The sequence below is a fragment of the Terribium retamae genome (assembly GCF_022347545.1).
Classification (GTDB): Bacteria; Pseudomonadota; Alphaproteobacteria; order Rhizobiales; family Rhizobiaceae; genus Mesorhizobium; species Mesorhizobium retamae.
In genome coordinates, this window is record NZ_JAKREW010000001.1 from 439,211 (window position 1) to 454,158 (window position 14,948).

At 60.4% G+C, this 14,948-nt stretch carries 16 protein-coding genes and 1 pseudogene; 2 read left to right on the plus strand and 15 right to left on the minus strand.

Going from position 1 to position 14,948, the window contains the following annotated elements:
* Positions 1 to 43: 43 nt before the first annotated feature.
* The 14 genes from lpxB to L4923_RS30850 form a co-directional block, all read right to left on the minus strand.
* The gene (gene lpxB / locus L4923_RS01980; RefSeq protein WP_239361714.1) at positions 44 to 1,213 is read right to left on the minus strand and encodes a lipid-A-disaccharide synthase; all 1,170 of its coding nucleotides are present in this window, start codon (positions 1,211 to 1,213) and stop codon (positions 44 to 46) included.
* The gene (locus tag L4923_RS01985) at positions 1,210 to 2,112 is read right to left on the minus strand and encodes an LpxI family protein (RefSeq protein ID WP_239361715.1); all 903 of its coding nucleotides are present in this window, start codon (positions 2,110 to 2,112) and stop codon (positions 1,210 to 1,212) included. The genes lpxB and L4923_RS01985 overlap by 4 nt, the downstream gene beginning before the upstream one ends.
* Positions 2,087 to 2,920 carry an acyl-ACP--UDP-N-acetylglucosamine O-acyltransferase gene (lpxA, locus tag L4923_RS01990; RefSeq protein ID WP_239361716.1) on the minus strand — a complete coding sequence of 278 codons (834 nt, stop codon included), beginning with the start codon at positions 2,918 to 2,920 and terminating at the stop codon, positions 2,087 to 2,089. Before lpxA ends, L4923_RS01985 begins: the two co-directional genes overlap by 26 nt.
* 12 nt (positions 2,921 to 2,932) lie before the next feature.
* On the minus strand, positions 2,933 to 3,403 hold the full coding sequence (gene fabZ, locus L4923_RS01995; protein ID WP_239361717.1) for a 3-hydroxyacyl-ACP dehydratase FabZ: 471 nt from the start codon (positions 3,401 to 3,403) through the stop codon (positions 2,933 to 2,935).
* On the minus strand, positions 3,396 to 4,448 hold the full coding sequence (lpxD, locus tag L4923_RS02000) for a UDP-3-O-(3-hydroxymyristoyl)glucosamine N-acyltransferase (RefSeq protein ID WP_239361718.1): 1,053 nt from the start codon (positions 4,446 to 4,448) through the stop codon (positions 3,396 to 3,398). Before lpxD ends, fabZ begins: the two co-directional genes overlap by 8 nt.
* Before the next feature lie 75 nt (positions 4,449 to 4,523).
* The gene (gene bamA / locus L4923_RS02005; protein WP_239361719.1) at positions 4,524 to 6,917 is read right to left on the minus strand and encodes an outer membrane protein assembly factor BamA; all 2,394 of its coding nucleotides are present in this window, start codon (positions 6,915 to 6,917) and stop codon (positions 4,524 to 4,526) included.
* A gap of 220 nt (positions 6,918 to 7,137) precedes the next feature.
* The gene (rseP, locus tag L4923_RS02010; RefSeq protein WP_239361721.1) at positions 7,138 to 8,280 is read right to left on the minus strand and encodes an RIP metalloprotease RseP; all 1,143 of its coding nucleotides are present in this window, start codon (positions 8,278 to 8,280) and stop codon (positions 7,138 to 7,140) included.
* 95 nt (positions 8,281 to 8,375) lie between these two features.
* A complete protein-coding gene (locus tag L4923_RS02015; protein ID WP_239362051.1) occupies positions 8,376 to 9,191 on the minus strand; it encodes a phosphatidate cytidylyltransferase in 816 nt (271 codons plus the stop codon).
* A gap of 8 nt (positions 9,192 to 9,199) precedes the next feature.
* A complete protein-coding gene (locus L4923_RS02020) occupies positions 9,200 to 9,949 on the minus strand; it encodes an isoprenyl transferase (protein ID WP_275448225.1) in 750 nt (249 codons plus the stop codon).
* 1 nt (position 9,950) lies between these two features.
* Positions 9,951 to 10,505: a ribosome recycling factor gene (gene frr, locus L4923_RS02025; protein ID WP_239361724.1), complete on the minus strand. Its 555-nt coding sequence runs from the start codon at positions 10,503 to 10,505 to the stop codon at positions 9,951 to 9,953.
* A 54-nt stretch (positions 10,506 to 10,559) separates the two neighbouring features.
* Positions 10,560 to 11,282 carry a UMP kinase gene (gene pyrH / locus L4923_RS02030; protein WP_239361725.1) on the minus strand — a complete coding sequence of 241 codons (723 nt, stop codon included), beginning with the start codon at positions 11,280 to 11,282 and terminating at the stop codon, positions 10,560 to 10,562.
* 159 nt (positions 11,283 to 11,441) lie between these two features.
* The gene (locus L4923_RS02035; protein ID WP_239361726.1) at positions 11,442 to 12,548 is read right to left on the minus strand and encodes an aldo/keto reductase; all 1,107 of its coding nucleotides are present in this window, start codon (positions 12,546 to 12,548) and stop codon (positions 11,442 to 11,444) included.
* A gap of 47 nt (positions 12,549 to 12,595) precedes the next feature.
* The gene (locus L4923_RS02040; RefSeq protein WP_239361727.1) at positions 12,596 to 13,138 is read right to left on the minus strand and encodes a nuclear transport factor 2 family protein; all 543 of its coding nucleotides are present in this window, start codon (positions 13,136 to 13,138) and stop codon (positions 12,596 to 12,598) included.
* Positions 13,139 to 13,189: 51 nt separating this feature from the next.
* Positions 13,190 to 13,555, minus strand: a complete 366-nt coding sequence (locus L4923_RS30850; RefSeq protein ID WP_343302646.1) for an SDR family oxidoreductase — start codon at positions 13,553 to 13,555, stop codon at positions 13,190 to 13,192.
* Here L4923_RS30850 and L4923_RS30855 point away from each other — a divergent pair.
* Complete coding sequence (locus tag L4923_RS30855; RefSeq protein WP_275448193.1) at positions 13,526 to 13,690, plus strand: hypothetical protein; 165 nt, start codon at positions 13,526 to 13,528, stop codon at positions 13,688 to 13,690. The two genes, L4923_RS30850 and L4923_RS30855, sit on opposite strands and share 30 nt — an antisense overlap.
* Here L4923_RS30855 and L4923_RS31180 read toward each other — a convergent pair.
* Positions 13,648 to 13,920, minus strand: a pseudogene (locus tag L4923_RS31180) (SDR family NAD(P)-dependent oxidoreductase); the annotation flags it as partial. The gene L4923_RS30855 and the pseudogene L4923_RS31180 overlap by 43 nt on opposite strands.
* Positions 13,921 to 14,018: 98 nt before the next feature.
* Between L4923_RS31180 and L4923_RS02050 the strand changes: the two are divergent.
* Positions 14,019 to 14,948, plus strand: a complete 930-nt coding sequence (locus L4923_RS02050) for a LysR family transcriptional regulator (protein WP_239361728.1) — start codon at positions 14,019 to 14,021, stop codon at positions 14,946 to 14,948.

Sequence of the window (14,948 nt, forward strand, 5' to 3'; positions counted from 1 at the left end):
GAACTTCGTAAACGGCCCGGCAGTTCCGCAAGCGTAAGCCAGGTTATCGGCGCTTATCTATCTCCGCCATCACTACCCCCGCGGCGATTTCACCTGCCGGACGATCCGTTGCCATACGGCGCCGTACTTCGGCGAAACCATCCTTTTGCCAGGCACGCAGACCGCTATCCGACCACAAGGCTTCGACTTGGCGAGCAAGGTTCTGCGGCCGCACATAGATGTCGTAGAATTCAGTCACCAGCGCCCGGTCAGCGATAAGATTCGGCAACAACGCAGACCAGGTTGTGATGAGCTTCTGCAGCAGCTTTGCCACCGGATCGAGCTTGTAGGTGGACACCATAGGCACCCCTGACAAAGCCAGCTCCAGCGACACCGTGCCTGATGCAATCAGCGCCGCGTCAGCTTCCCCGAATGCCTGCCATTTGCGTGCTGGATCCAGGATGATTTCCGGCTGTTGCGGCCAGGAGGAAATGGTCGTTCGCACAAATTCCGCGACATGCGGCACGGTGGGCAGGAGCAGCCGCATTCTATGACCGCGCCCGGCAAGTACGGAGACAGTTTCTCCAAATGGTTCGAGCAGCTTTCTTACCTCGCCCCGTCGAGAGCCCGGCAAGAGCAGCAGCGTCTTTTCTCTGTCTTCGCCAAGGTTGCGGGGTGCAGCCTGCTCGGCTGCTGCGTGCAACACCCCTGCGTCATGGCTCAGCCTGTGCCCGACATAAGTACCTTGGGGCCCACCAAGCCTCTCCAGCTCCCGCGATTCAAACGGCAGGATGCATAGGATATGATCGACGTAAGGCCGCATCGCCGGCGCCCTACCCGGCCGCCAAGCCCACACGCTCGGACAGACATAATGTATGATAGGAATTTCCGGGTTTGCCGCGCGCACCTTCTTCGCTACACGCAGTGAAAAATCGGGGCTATCGATGGTGATCAGGCAGTCCGGTTTTTCAGCCGTTATCAGCTTGGTGATCTGGTTGATGCGGCTTATCAGACGCGGCAGGCCAGCAAGCACCGCGCTGAAGCCCATCAGGGCGATCTCGCTGGCATCAAAGGGCGGATTGAGGCCCAGCACCTGAAGATGGCGTCCACCCAGGCCGATCAACTGGATCTCTCGCCCGGTTTTGACTCTCAGCGCGGCTATCAGGTCGGCACCGAGCAGATCACCGGATTCCTCGCCCGCAACAATGGCGACCTTGAGCGGCTCGGACGTCATACGTGCTCCTTCGCCGGCAAGCCGATCACGAACAGGCCAAGAGCATCGGCCCGGGAGATAACCGTAGCGCTGTCCAGAATCAGCGACCGGCCCGCTTCAACCGCGATGCCGGCAAGACCGGCCGCGTGCGCACCCTCAACGGTCTGTACGCCGATAGAAGGCAAGTCGACCCTCAGTTCCTGATCCGGCTTGGCACATTTGACCAGCGCGCCGCCAGTCTTGCCGGCCAGCCTGCCATGGCCGCGTAAGTCCTTCACGCGCGCCAGCAGGCCATCGGTGCCCTCAATACCTTCAAGCGCGATCGCACGACCGCCGATTGCCACTGCACCTTGGCCGATGTCGAGCACGCCAATGGCGATCGCAGCTTCGTGCGCAGCCTTGATGTCCTTCCAGTCGGCCTTGGAAGGCGCAAGACGCGTCAAGGTTCCTTCGCCTGCGGTCAAAGTCGGCACGATCTGATGCGCGCCGACCACGGTGAAGCCACGCGCCTCCAGCCCGCGGACGACAACTTTGAGCAACCCATCGTCGCCGCGCGCCAGCGCCGAAATCACAAGCGGAACAATGGATAACAGGCCGAGGTTGAAGCGCATGGCACCCAGTCTCGGCCGGCGTTTGATTTCGCCTGCCAAAACAATGTGCGTCACACCTCGGCGCTTCAGGATACCCACCAGCGAACCAATGCTCTCAAGCGAAAGCACCTCGTGCTCAAACTGTCCGAGTTGGCTTTCCGGCAAGGCTTCGCCCTGCACCATCAGGATGAATGGCTTGTGCCCCTGATCGGTCAGCCCATTGGCGACGTCGATCGGAAGCTTGCCACCGCCAGCGATGATGCCGACCTTGCTGCCGGGTGGGAGCTGAAGGCGGCCGGCGCCCTCAGCCTTCGTCGTCGGCGTCGTCATCGGCCCCGCCTTTCAGCGGCGGCACGGCATAGTGCCGCTTTCCGCGGCTGGTCATGAAATCGATGATCTTCATCGCTGCCGGCGAACCGGAGAACTCGGCCCTCGCCAATTCCAGATTCTCACCCACGGTGCGGGTGCGGTCGAAGATCATGCGGTATGCACGGCGCAACAGATAGATTTCGGAGCGCGGCAGGCCAGCACGCTTCAGGCCGACGATATTCAGACCACGCAGGCTGGCACGGTTTCCCATGGCGATAGCGTAAGGAATGACATCACCGACAAAGGCTGAACAACCTGCCAGAAAGGCATTGTCGCCGACACGCACGAACTGATGAACGGCACTCAAGCCGCCGATATAGACGTTGTCGCCGATCTCGCAGTGGCCACCGAGCGTCGCGCCATTGGCGAAGGTTGCGTTCTTACCCACCACGGAATCATGCCCGACGTGTGCGTAGGCAAGGAAATTGCCGTTATCACCGATTGTGGTCTCACCACGGCTATTGTCGGTACCGAGATGCATCGTGACATTTTCACGAATTGTGCAATTGGCGCCGATGACCAGTGTCGTGCGCCCGCCCTTGTGCTTGGTGTTCTGCGGCGGCCCGCCAAGCACCGACATCGGCCATACTTTAGTTCCGGAACCGATCGTGGTAGCCCCCAATACGGAGACATGGCTTACGAGTTCGACATTGTCGCCGAGGACGGCTTCCGCACCGACATGGCAGAATGGGCCGATACGGGCGCCCACGCCGATCTGGGCGCCAGATTCGACAACGGCTGCGGGGTGAATAAACGTCTCGATTGTCATAGATATCCGAGCTTATGGCCGTTCGTTTTCGACCATCATCGCCTGAACCTCGGCTTCGGCGACGACCACGCCATCAACCTTGCCCTCGCAGGCGTACTTCAAAAGATTGCCGCGCTTTTTAAGCTTGCGCACATGGATGAACAACTGGTCGCCCGGAGCCACGGGCTTGCGGAACTTCGCGCCATCAATCGTCAATAGATAGACGAGTGATGGCTTTTCGGCTCCGGCGGCGCGAATGCAGATCGCACCGGCGGTCTGCGCCATCGCTTCCAGGATGAGAACGCCCGGCATTACCGGGTGTTCCGGGAAATGGCCGGTGAAATGCGGTTCGTTGATCGTGACGTTTTTCACGCCGATGGCCGAATTGTCACCGTCGATATCGACGATCCGATCGATCATCAGGAACGGGTAACGATGGGGCAGAATCTTCGTCAACCCGATGAGGTCAACGGTCTCGAGTGTCGAGCCGGCTGTATCAGCCATTCTTATCCCCCTTGGTATGCTTCGTGAACGCGCGGATCGCCGAGAGCTCCCGGAAGAAATCGCGCATCGGCTGCGCGGGCATGCCGGCCCAGCGTTCGCCCGCGGGAATGTCATACATCAAGCCGGAGGATGCGGCCACCTGTACCCGATCACCCACAGTGATGTGGTCGGCAATGCCGACGCGGCCACCCAGCATGACGAAGTCGCCTAATGTCACGGAACCGGAGAGACCGCAATGGCCAGCGATGATACAGCCGCGTCCGATGCGCACGTTGTGCGCGATCTGAACCAGATTATCGATTTTCGTCGCCTCGCCGATCACCGTGTCAGCCATGGCGCCACGATCCACCGTCGTGTTGGAACCGATTTCAACGTCATCCTGGATGATTACGCGGCCGATCTGCGGCATGCGTTCCGGTCCCTTGGCACCGCCGGCGAAACCGAAGCCGTCCTGTCCGATCCTGGCGCCACCGTGGATAATGACCCGGTTGCCGACCAATGCGTACTGCACGCTGGCGCCTGGGCCGACATAACCGTCACGACCGATCTGACAATGGCGTCCGATGACCGCATTCGGAGCAATGACGGTGCCGCTGCCCACCGACGCACCGGCTCCGATGACGGCACCGGCCTCTACGATGGCGCCCTCCTCGACATGAGCAGTATCATCGACAAAGGCATGACTGGAAACGCCGGTTTCCGAGGTCAGAGCGACGGGGGTTGAGGCGGCGGGATAGAGCAGCCTCCCCACCATGGCGAAAGCCTGCTGCGGGCGCGGGTTGATCAGGACGGCGACGCCAGCGGGAGCCTTGTCGGCGATATCCGCCGGGCACAGAACAGCGGCAGCCTTGAGCGACGGCATAAGCGCAACGTTGCGCTTGCCGTCGACGAAGACCAACGCCTTTTCATTGGTATCGGTAGCGGATGCGATCGTCTCAATGACGGTTTCGGCGTAGGCCGGGTTAGGCACGGCCGAGCCGGTTAGATTCGCGACTTCGGCCACCGTGAACCGGCGCGAAGGCACAAAAAACACCGGTTCGGTCATTCCTGAGCGGTATCCAGCCAAATCAAACCCTGGCTGTCCGGATCTGAAAACCCGGAAGCAGCCACGGTTCGTAAATCAGAATCGGGTCGATATGCCGAAGTTGAATTCCTGGACGTCGTCCGTGTCTTCCTTCTTGAGCGGGACCGCATAGTCGATACGCAACGGACCGAACGGTGACGCCCACATCAGGCCGATACCGGCTGAGGCGCGCAGGCTCGAACCGGTCGTCGACTTGTCGACACCGAAGACATCATTGCCGTACAGCGTCGCGGCATCGGCAAAGACAGCACCACGCAGGCCAAGACTCTCAGGGACGAGCGGGAGCGGGAATTGCGCCTCGGCAGAAGCATTGAAGTAGGTCGTCCCGCCAAGGTGATCGTAGCCGCCGCTCGGACGCGCCGCAGCCGGACCAATGCCGTTAAACTCGAAACCGCGGATCATACGGTCGTTGTTCTGGAACATGTCGAACACACGCAGTTCCTTATCGCCATAGCTGGCGATGTGGCCCGCACCGCCGGAAACTAGGCCGACGATATCCAGTTCCTCCGACAGCGTTTGGTAGATCGAACCGCGCGCCGTCAACTTGACGAATTTGGCGTCGCCGCCAAGACCGGCAACTTCCACGCCGGCATTGGCGTAGATGCCGTAGTGCGGGTTCTTCATGTCGTCGATGGTGTTGTAGATCAACGAACCGCTGACTGACGACTTGATCCAGGCATCGCGCGTCTCCCCGGTCAGCGGATCGGTGATCGCGTTCTGGATCGCGAGCGACACGTTACACAGGTTCGGGTTGAAAACGCCGTTAACGTCGAAGCAGCCATCGTCGTACTTATACTTCTCTTGCGAGATGTTGTAGGCGAGCTGCGTCGTCAGGTTCTGCGTGATCGGCAGGCCGAAACGGATGGTCGCACCTGTCGTCTCCGAATCATAGGCATCGTATTCACGCGTCGACCGGTAGATGTCGAAGCCAGCCGCGATGCGGCGGCCAAGGAAATACGGCTCGGTGAACGACACGCTGTAGTCGCGCGACCGACGACCACCACCGGCGGACAGCTTGATGAACTGGCCGCGGCCGAGGAAGTTGCGCTCAGTGATCGAACCCATGACCGACGGCCCAGGCGTTTCGCCACCGGTCGAATAACCGGCACCGACCGAGAAATCACCGGTCGACTTTTCGACCAGATCGACGACCAGAACAACCTGGTCCGGCTCGGACCCTGGCTGGGTCGAAATGTCGACCTTCTCGAAATAATCAAGACCTTCGAGACGCTTCTTCGCGCGCTGCACGAGCACCTGATTGAAGGCATCGCCTTCGCTGAGGTCGAATTCGCGGCGAATGACATAGTCGCGGGTGCGGACGTTGCCGCGGATTTCGATACGCTCGATATAGGCCTTGGCGCCCTGATCGATCGTGTAGGTGACCGAAATGGTCTTGTTCTCGAAATTGCGGTCGCCGCGCGGCGTCACCTGGGCGAAGGCATACCCTTGGCCGGCAACCCGCTCGGTCAGCGCGATGATCGAATCCTCGACCTTCTTGGCGTTGTAGGTGTCGCCCTTGTAGGTCTGGACCACGGACTGCAGCGCCTGCGCATCAATTTCCGGGATCGACGAGTCGACGCTGATATCGCCGAAATCGTAACGCTCACCCTCGTCCACCGTGATGGTGACGGTGTACTGATTGTTGGCACTGTCGAGGTCGCCGGTAGCCGACACAACCTGGAAGTCGGCATAACCGCGGTTGTAGTAGAAGCGGCGCAGCAGCTCCTCGTCGGCCTTCAACTTGTCCGGATCGAACACGTCGTCGCGCAGGATGAACGACAGCCAGCTCGACTTCTTGGTGCCGATGACATCGGTCAGGCGGCGGCTCGAGAATGCCTTGTTGCCCACGAAATTGACGGAGACGATCTTGGTGCGTTCGCCTTCGTTGATGTTGTAGACGACATTCACCCGGTTTTCGCCGAGATCCATGATCTGGCTGGTGACCGTGGCATCATCACGCCCGATACGGCGATAGGCTTCCTTGATCGCCTCGACGTCGGCATCGGCAGCGGCCTGGGAATAGGACGAACGCGGCTTCAACTGCACGCCCATGGAGAGCTGGGCGTCCTTGATCTTCTTGTTGCCCTGGAACAGGACCTGATTGACGACCTGGTATTCGGACACGCTGATGACCAGCGCCGAACCGACCTGATTGATGCGGACATCCGAGAACAGGCCTGTGCCGAACAGAGCCTTGACGGCTTCGTCGATGTCGGCACTCGAGAACGATTTGCCGGGCTTGATCTTCACATAGTTGCGGATCGTCTCGGCATCGACGCGGGTGTTGCCATTCACATCGATACGGCTCACCACGGCCGCATGGGCAGCAGACACGGATACAAACTGAACAGCGAGCGAACCTGGAACAACCAGGGCGGCTGACAAAGCCGCCGCAGACGCGGCGCTCAGAAACTTGGATGCTGCCTTCATCGGGCTTTAAAACCTTTTTCTCGTAGTCCCCACGGCGAGAAAACCGGACGTCGCGGTCATTTTCCCGTACCGTATTAACCGGATTTTCCCTACACGCAAGGCTTCTGGTTAATTTGTATTTACTTCCGTTCCCAGCGTGGCTTTCGCGTCACTCATATCCCTGCTCATGGTAAACGGCGCCTCAACAAAGCCACCCCAAGAGCCAAATTCCTTCATGATTTCAGCACCCAAAGAGGTCGTTCCAGAAAACGAACCCCATGAATGCCAGCACGAGAATCATTCCCGTACGATAAACCGCCTCCATCATCCGCTCCGACACCGGTCTCCTGATGACGGCCTCGATCCCGTAGAAGAGAAGATGGCCGCCGTCCAGCGGTGGAATCGGCAGGAGATTGAGTATCCCTATCCCGACAGACAGCAATGCGGCAAGTTGCACTAGCCATTCAAAACCAAGCTTGGCCGCCTGCCCTGCCATACCGGCGATTTTCACCGGCCCGCCCAATTGGCATTTATCCTCGCGCCCAACCGCAAAACGCTTCATGAACAACCAGGTACGCTCGACGATCTGGCCGGTCGCCTCCACAGCCGCAACGACCGCTCCGCCCGGGGAATAGGTGATGTGCCGCGGCTGGCCGACCTCCTTATTGGTGGTGACGCCGATCACGGCAATCTTGACCTTATTGCCCAACGCATCTTCCTGTTCGGACAATTGCGGCGTGGCAACCACGCTGACATCCCTGCCGTCGCGCAGCATGACGAAAGTGATGGCATCCCCCGCCCGGCCCGAAACAAGGCGTTGCACGTCGGCAAAGCTTTCAACCTTGGCGCCATCAACGCTGACGAAACGGTCTCCCGGAAGAATACCGGCTTCCGCTGCCGGGCTGCCCGGGCGCACTTCGGCTACAGCCGGCTCCAGCACCGAGCGGCCGAATGTCATGAACAACACGGCAAAAACAGCGATGGTCAGGAGAAAGTTGAACAGCGGACCGGCAAACACGGTCGCCGCACGTTTCCATACAGGCTGGGTGTGGAAGGCGATTTTGCGCTCACTGTCGGAGAGTCTGTCCAGCTCTTCCTCGCCGGGTTGGCTCGACGTGACATTCATGTCGCCGACGAATTTCACATAGCCGCCCAGTGGAATTGCACAGAGTTTCCAGCGCGTACCGCGGCGGTCGGTGAAGCCGATCAATTCAGGCCCGAAACCGATGGAGAAGGCCTGCACACCGATGCCGCACCAGCGGCCGACCAGATAGTGGCCCATCTCATGCACAAAGACGACAACCGTTAGAACGAACAGGAACGGCACCAGCGTACCGAGCAGAAAGCCCTGAGTGCTGAACAGCGCGGGAAGAAATTCGTTCAATTCATGTCCTCATGTTCCCGGCCGATAGTCCGCAGCGCAAATGTGACATGAATCCAGGCAAATCCGTGGCACCCAGTCTCAGTGCACACCGAATTTCAAACCGGAAATAGCCCCTGCGCGGGATGGTCGGCGGAACCCGTCATCCACCCAATCAAGTAAAGTGCCAAGGCAGCGGCCACAAGCCCATCGACCCGATCCATCACGCCGCCATGCCCCGGGATAATCGCGCTGGAATCCTTGGCACCATGTCGACGCTTGACCCATGATTCGAAAAGGTCGCCTGCCTGCGAGACAACCGACAACGCCAGCGCCACCAAGCCAAGCACGATCAGATTGGGCACGCCGAGAACCATGGCGACCAAAACCCCCGCAACGACACCAAAGATCGCCCCGCCCAAGGCTCCGCTTTGCGTTTTACCGGGTGAGATAGCCGGTGCGAGCTTCGGGCCACCGACCGCTCGGCCGACAAAGTAAGCGAATATGTCGGTTGCCCAGACCACCGCAAACAGGAAAAGCACCGCTGCAAGACCTGACCAGCCGCCGTCGCGAAGAAAGGCTAGAGAAAAACCGGAAAGCCCGGCATACGCGAGGCCTGCAACATCCCACTGCCCTGCCCCGCGCATCGACACACCGATGGCCAGGATGGCGACGAGAAGGGCCAGGATACCAGCCACCGACAGTGCAGGAAGCCCGGCAACGAGCACCCCCATGAAAACCAGCATGAGCACTTCGGGCAGAAAACCGAGACGGCTTCCCCCCTCCGGACGGGTCATGTGCACCCATTCATAAAAGATCGCGCCTGCAATCAGCGCTGCCAACAGTCGGAAAGGCAAGCCGCCGAACCAGGTCACACCCAACACGGCAATACCAAGCACGACAGCGGAGATGACCCGGATCTGAAGATTGCTCAGAGTGCCGCTCATGAGGCAACGTCTTGCGCGGCAAGACCGCCGAAGCGGCGCTCGCGACCACCGAAGTCACGGATGGCGTCAGCCAGGTGTTCGCGGTTGAAATCCGGCCAGTAGCACGGCAAGAACACCAGTTCGCTGTAGGCGGCCTGCCATAGCAGAAAATTCGACAACCTCAGTTCGCCGCTGGTACGGATCACCAGTTCCGGGTCGGGGATATCGGCCGTATCGAGCTGCCCGGCGAACCTGTCCGCATCGATCGCTTCAGGCGCGATTTCGCCTCGCACTGCAGCGGCGGCCAGCTTCTGCGCTGCGCGAACGATCTCATCGCGGCTGCCGTAATTGAAGGCGATCACCAGCGTGAGTGCTGAATTGTTCAATGTCAGCGTCTCAGCCTCTTCGAGAAGGCTGCGAATATCGGGCTGCAGGCCGGCTCGGTCGCCGATGATCCGTACGCGCACGCCGTTCTGGTGCAATTCGGCGAGATCGCGGCGGATGAAGAGCTTCAGCAGCCCCATCAGGTCAGACACCTCGGACTTCGGGCGCGACCAGTTCTCGGAAGAGAACGCGTAAAGGGTAAGATAGGAAATGCCGAGATCGGGGGCCGCCTTCACAGCGCGGCGCACAGCCTCGACACCGGCACGGTGGCCTGCGACGCGCGGAAGACCGCGCGCTTTTGCCCAGCGTCCATTCCCATCCATGATGATCGCGACATGCGCGGGCGTTGCCATGTGGTTTGCTTTCGCGCCAGCCGTGGCCAGTCTAAACCTGCATGATTTCCGCTTCCTTTTCAGAAAGCATGCGGTCGATGGTGCTGATCGTCTCGTCGGTCAGCTTCTGCACGCGGTCGGATTCCTTGCGATGATCGTCCTCGCTGATATCGCCGTCTTTTTCAGCCTTCTTCAGGTAGTCCATGCCGTCTCGACGCACGTGACGGGCAGCCACGCGCGCGTTTTCGGCGTAGCCGTGCGAAATCTTGACCAGCTCCTTGCGGCGCTGCTCGTTGAGTTCCGGCAGCGGGATACGCAGGTTGGTGCCGTCGACGATCGGGTTGAAGCCGAGATTGGACTCGCGGATGGCACGATCCACTGCGCCTACCATCGATTTGTCCCACACCGACACCGAAATCATACGCGGCTCCGGAACCGAGATGGTCGCGACCTGGTTGATGGGCATTGCCGAGCCGTAGGCCTGGACGTTCACAGCATCCAGCAGATTGGACGACGCACGCCCCGTGCGAAGCGAAGCAAGGTCATGCTTGAAGGCAGCGATCGCCCCGTCCATGCGCCGCTTAAGATCGTTATAGTCGCCACTCATAATCGTCTCCCCGGCCCGCTGTCCGGACCTCTTGCATCAGGGCTGCGCCCTGTTTCAACTGTCGGCAACCACCGTGCAGTGACCGCCGCCCTTCAATATCTCGCCGAAACCGCCCTTTTCGTGGATCGAATAGACGATTATCGGAATGTTGTTTTCCCGTGCAAGCGCAATCGCGGCCGTATCCATGATGGAAAGGCCCTTATTGATGACTTCGGCATGAGTTATGCGGTCAAAACGGGTTGCAGTGGGGTCCTTCTTGGGATCGGCAGAATAGACCCCATCCACCTGCGTACCTTTGAACAGCGCGTCTGCGCCGATCTCGGCAGCGCGAAGCGCCGCAGCCGAATCGGTGGTGAAAAAAGGATTGCCGGTACCGCCGGCAAAGATCACCACCCTGCCCTGGTTCATATAGGCGGTGGCCTGGCGTTGCGAAAAGCTTTCGCAGAGCTCCGGCATGGCGATCGCCGAAAGCACCACAGCATCGACCCCGATCTTATTGAGGGAGGTCCGCAATGCCAGCGAATTGATGATCGTTGCCAGCATGCCCATGTGGTCGCCGGTCACCCGATCACCGCCCTTGGAAGCGACCGCGACACCGCGGAAGATATTGCCGCCGCCGATGACCACGCCCACTTCGACGCCGAGCGCCCTTGCTTCGGCGATGTCGGACGCGATGCGGTCGACCACTGAAACGTCGATGCCGAAATGCTGTTCGCCCATCAGCGCCTCGCCCGACGCTTTCAACAGGACACGTCGGTAGAGCGGTTTGGTCGTCATTGGATCCCCTGGGTCATGTCGCGGGATGGTCCCGGGCAAGGCCGGCGCTGTCCCACGCGGGTTGGCGATGTGTGCCCCCGATACACGAAGGGCGCGGCCATGTCACGCCGCGCCCCTGCTCAGTGAACTGTATCTGTTGATAGGATTGTGAGGATTCCTTCAATTAACGCCGGCATATGTTCCCTCGACCAGGACTTCCGGATGGTAGCCCGCCGGCTTGCTGCCAACCGTTGCACCACCGGTGATGCCGCCCTGGATTTCAGAGCCGAAGAAGGAATACGGGAAAGGCGTCGCCGGGCGACTGACCTTGTCGAGCTTCGCTCGCAGGTCGACCGGGATTTCGAAGTCCAACGCGCCGAGATTGTCGTAAAGTTGCTCGACCCTGGTCGCGCCGATGATGGTGGAGGCCACGCCGGGTTGCGTCGTCACCCAGTTCAACGCTACCTGTGCCATGCTCTTGCCGAGCTCGCTCGCAACCTTTTCCAGTTCGGCGACGATCGCCCAATTACGCTCGTTGAACTTCAAGAATCCGGGATTGGTGGTACCGCGCACCGTCTCCAAGCGCCCCCTCGCCCTGTGTGTATCGCCCGCGCGGTATTTGCCGCTGAGTAAGCCGCTGCCCAGCGGGCTCCACACCATGATGCCCGCACCATGCCGCGTGCCGAACGGCACGAATTCGTGCTCGATATTGCGCTCGACCAGGGAGTATTCGAGTTGCAGCGTTGAGACCGGCTCATAGCCGCGGAATTCGGCAACCGCCTGCGCGCGGCTCGCATACCAAGCTGGCACGTCGGATAGACCGACATGACGAACTTTACCGACGCGGACCAGGTCATCGAGCGTGCGCATGACTTCTTCCGGTGGCGTCAGCCGATCCCAGCAGTGCAGGATATAGAGATCGACATAGTCGGTACCCAGCCGCTTCAACGAGGCATCGAGTGCCCGCACGATATTTTTGCGGCCGTTGCCGCCGGTGTTGGGGTCCGGCCCTTCCAGATTCATGCTGAATTTGGTGGAAATCACTGCCCTGTCCCGCAATCCCTTCTCAGCGACGAATTCGCCAAGCCAGGTCTCGGAGGTACCGCCCGTATAGGCGTCTGCCGTGTCGAAGAAATTGCCGCCGGCGTCGACATAGGCGTCGAACAGCGCCCGCGCCGCTGCTTTGTCGGCACCCCAGCCCCATTCGGTGCCGAAGGTCATGGCGCCAAGCGCAAGCCGGCTCACTTTGAGGCCGCTATTGCCAAGGGTGTAGTAGACCATGGTCATTAAAGTCTCCTGAAGTCGAACTGGTTTTGAGAGTTGGACGGCGCGGCTCATCGACCCGGCGTGGTCTTCACCCAGTCGTTGCCGCGCTCATGCGTCTTGTGGAAAGCGAAGGCATCGACCTTCCAGCCATCGCCGATGCGCACCATCTCGGCCGAATAGGTACCCCACACCTCCCACAGAGGTTCGCCATTGCCCTCCATGCGGTTCCAGGCATAACCGTTCGATCTTACCGTGGCCTGGTCGCCGTCGATGGCAACGTCGTGGTTGGTGCGCAGATGCAGGCTGGTTTTGCTGCCCTTCAGATTCCCGGCCCATGCGGCGATCAGATCGTCAGCCGGGATCGTCGTTTCGGGCTGGCCGCTGAGCGAGCTGAAATCGACGCGCACGCGGTCGGCGAAATAACCGCGCGCTCGATTCCAGTCTCGTGCGTCGACGGCGCGATCGATCTGGTCGACGATGCGGATCAAAGCCCGTTCGTCGATAAATCTCTGCAACGCCGGATTCAAAGCTTCCGTTGCTGAAGCACTGCCGTTCGCACCCGGAGCGGCGGCTACGGCAGCATAGAGCGCAAGACGCGTCAAAACGTTCATCGTCGTTCTCCTTTGAAGACCGAGAGGGGGATTGTCGTTGGGAGTGGGAGCTTAGAAAACGCCACCGCCCGCGCCGACATTCTGGCCCGTCACCCAGCCCGCAGCTTCACTGGCCAGAAAAGCAGCGACCTCGGCAACTTCGTGCGGGGTGCCAATACGGTCGAAGGCAGACAGGCCAGCCGCGACGGCACGATCCCGATCCGGCAAGAGCTCAGTGTCTGTGAAGCCAGGCGAGAGGGCATTTACAGTGATGTTTCGTGGGCCCAACTCGCGCGACAGCACGCGCACGAACTGCTCCACCGCGCCCTTGCTGCCGAGATAGAGCGAGGTCTGGCCGAAGAACATTTTTGTACCGCCGGTCGATGTGACGATGATGCGCCCACCATCATGCAGCCGTTTCGCAGCTTCCTGCAGAATGAAGAAAACACCCTTGGTGTTCGTGTCGAAGACACGGTCGTAGTCTTCTTCCTACTGTCGACGAGCGGCTTGACGATCGCTGTGGCGGCATTGGCCACGACGATGTCCGGCTTTCCGAGCAGCGCCTCTGCCTGATCGAACAGCCGCCGGATATCGACGAGCTTTGATACATCGGCTCGAACCGCGATTGCCTTTCCGCCACGCGCTTCGATCCCGGCAACGACCTCTCGCGCGCGATTTTCATTCTCGAGGTAGTTAATGACCACCGCAGCGCCGCCATCAGCCAGCCGTTCCGCGATCGCGCGACCGATGCCGCGCGAACTCCCGGTCACGATCGCGATCTTTCCTTCGAACTGTGTCGACATCACCAGCTCCCGCTTGATTGTTCGCGCTCAAGATGGGGGCTCGGCGAGTGATTGATAACATCGCTTTATTAGCACGCATTATGTGATATCATTCATGAATGGATCGCGATCTGCTAAGCCACCTGCCTGTTATCGTTGCCGTGGCCCGACGCGGGAGCTTTGCGCTCGCGGCTGCGGAACTTGGCATGAGCCCTTCGGCGGTCAGTCACGCGGTGCGACTGGTCGAGGAGCGGATCGGGCAGCCGCTGTTTGCCCGTACCACGCGCTCGGTTGCACTGACGGAAGCAGGCCACGCATTGGTCGCCACAGCCGAACCGGCGCTGGAAGATATTGCCGAACGCATGGAGCGCATCCGTGCCGTCAAGGGACGTGCGAGCGGTCTGCTGCGGCTTAACACCTCGCGCGTAGCCTTCACGCTTGCATTGCTGCCGGTGTTGTCTGCCATGGCGGAACGGTATCCCGATGTCACGGTCGAGATCTTCACCGACGAGCGATTGACCGACATTGTCGGTGAAGGTTTCGATGCGGGCGTGCGGCTGGGCGAAATGATCGCGCAGGATATGGTCACCGTGCGCCTGACACCGCCGTTCCGCACCGCAATCGTTGCGTCTGCGGACTATATTGGACGCCATGGCAAGCCGAAAAGCCTGAGTGACCTCGCCAATCACAACTGTATCGGTTACCGGCTCTTGCGGTCCGGCGCACTCTACCGCTGGGATCTCTCCGACGGCGGCAAGGATGTCAGCGTGGCTACCCGCGGCACAAGCATCGTGACGGAACCGATGTCGGCTCGCGATCTCGCCCTTGCAGGCATCGGCTTGGCTTACGCTTTCGAGCCGCTTCTGCGCGCCGACATCGCCGCGGGCCGGCTGATCGAGGTCTTGCCTGAAACGTCGGTCGAAGAACCCGGCCTCTTCCTCTATTTCCCGCGCCGCGCCTCGATGGCCCCAAAGCTGCGAGCGTTCATCGACACCGCACAAGAAATCGGCCGGGCACCCTTGCGGACACCCGGCCGATCGATGACCTAG

What these genes read in the sequence shown, in the direction of transcription:
- L4923_RS30855 (WP_275448193.1), top strand. Translation starts at nt 13,526, where the DNA reads ATGCAGCCGTTTCGCAGCTTCCTGCAGAATGAAGAAAACACCCTTGGT.
- bamA (WP_239361719.1), bottom strand. Translation starts at nt 6,917, where the DNA reads ATGAAGGCAGCATCCAAGTTTCTGAGCGCCGCGTCTGCGGCGGCTTTG.
- L4923_RS02050 (WP_239361728.1), top strand. Translation starts at nt 14,019, where the DNA reads ATGGATCGCGATCTGCTAAGCCACCTGCCTGTTATCGTTGCCGTGGCC.
- fabZ (WP_239361717.1), bottom strand. Translation starts at nt 3,403, where the DNA reads ATGGCTGATACAGCCGGCTCGACACTCGAGACCGTTGACCTCATCGGG.
- frr (WP_239361724.1), bottom strand. Translation starts at nt 10,505, where the DNA reads ATGAGTGGCGACTATAACGATCTTAAGCGGCGCATGGACGGGGCGATC.
- L4923_RS01985 (WP_239361715.1), bottom strand. Translation starts at nt 2,112, where the DNA reads ATGACGACGCCGACGACGAAGGCTGAGGGCGCCGGCCGCCTTCAGCTC.
- L4923_RS02035 (WP_239361726.1), bottom strand. Translation starts at nt 12,548, where the DNA reads ATGACCATGGTCTACTACACCCTTGGCAATAGCGGCCTCAAAGTGAGC.
- L4923_RS02040 (WP_239361727.1), bottom strand. Translation starts at nt 13,138, where the DNA reads ATGAACGTTTTGACGCGTCTTGCGCTCTATGCTGCCGTAGCCGCCGCT.
- lpxD (WP_239361718.1), bottom strand. Translation starts at nt 4,448, where the DNA reads ATGACCGAACCGGTGTTTTTTGTGCCTTCGCGCCGGTTCACGGTGGCC.
- pyrH (WP_239361725.1), bottom strand. Translation starts at nt 11,282, where the DNA reads ATGACGACCAAACCGCTCTACCGACGTGTCCTGTTGAAAGCGTCGGGC.
- lpxB (WP_239361714.1), bottom strand. Translation starts at nt 1,213, where the DNA reads ATGACGTCCGAGCCGCTCAAGGTCGCCATTGTTGCGGGCGAGGAATCC.
- lpxA (WP_239361716.1), bottom strand. Translation starts at nt 2,920, where the DNA reads ATGACAATCGAGACGTTTATTCACCCCGCAGCCGTTGTCGAATCTGGC.